The following is a 1,174-nucleotide window of genomic DNA, read 5'->3' on the forward strand; positions in this document are numbered from 1 at the left end:
CCCCACCGCTGCCCCAGACGAAAAAGCCGACCCTGAGGTCGGCTCTTCGACAAACAGCTATCAGCCCGCCCGGTACTCGCGCTCGGCTTCCTCGAAGCGCTTGACCATGCTCGGCGAGGCGCCCTGCCCGATCCGGCTGAACACCACGATGGCGATGCTCGCCAGGATGAAGCCCGGGATGATCTCGTACAGGCCCAGCCCGATGAACTGCTTCCACACTACCACGGTCACCGCGCCGACCAGCATCCCCGCCAGCGCGCCGTTGCGGGTCATGCCCTTCCACAGCAGCGAGATCAGCACCACCGGCCCGAACGCCGCACCGAAGCCCGCCCAGGCGTAGGACACCAGGCCCAGCACCTTGCTCTCGGGGTTCGAGGCGATGCCCATCGCGATCGCCGCGATCAGCAGCACCATGCCACGGCCGACCCACACCAGCTCGGTCTGCGAGGCGTGCTTGCGCAGCATCGCCTTGTAGAAGTCCTGGGTCAGGGCACTGGAGCTCACCAGCAGCTGCGCGCTCAGGGTGCTCATCACCGCGGCCAGCACGCCGGAGAGGATGATCCCCGCGATCCAGGGATTGAACAGGAGCTTGACCAGTTCCATGAACACCCGCTCGCCGTTCTCGCTCACCGGCCCGGCCTGCTCCGGATGTCCGGCGAAGTAGGCGATGCCGAAGAAGCCCACCGCCACCGCGCCGGCCAGCGTCAGGATCATCCAGGCCATGCCGATGCGGCGGGCGTTGGGGATGGTCCGCACCGAATCGGCGGCCATGAAGCGCACCAGGATGTGCGGCTGGCCGAAGTAGCCCAGGCCCCAGGCCAGCAGCGAGATGATCGCCACGAAGGAGAGCCCGCTGAACATGTCGAACGCCGCCGGGTTGTGGGTCGCGATGGTATCCATCGCCGCGCCCATGTCGCCCAGTGCCAGGATCACGAACACCGGCGTGATCAGCAGCGCGAAGATCATCAGCGTCGCCTGCACGGTGTCGGTCCAGCTCACCGCCAGGAAGCCACCGATGAACACGTAGAGGATGGTCGCCGCCGCGCCGATCCACAGCGCGTACTCGTACGGCACGCCGAAACTGCTCTCGAACAGCCGCGCGCCGGCCACCACGCCCGAGGCGCAGTAGATGGTGAAGAACACCAGGATCACCAGCGCCGAGAAGATGCGCAGC

General features: G+C 67.0%; 1 protein-coding gene. It reads right to left on the reverse strand.

Features of this window, described 5'->3' with window-relative positions:
• Positions 1 to 60: 60 nt before the first annotated feature.
• Positions 61 to 1,174, reverse strand: a 1,114-nt coding sequence (gene putP / locus DN824_RS22385) for a sodium/proline symporter PutP (protein WP_138410510.1), incomplete at its 5' end; no start/stop codon positions are given.

The sequence above is a fragment of the Stutzerimonas nosocomialis genome (assembly GCF_005876855.1).
In the GTDB taxonomy this organism is placed as follows: Bacteria; Pseudomonadota; Gammaproteobacteria; order Pseudomonadales; family Pseudomonadaceae; genus Stutzerimonas; species Stutzerimonas nosocomialis.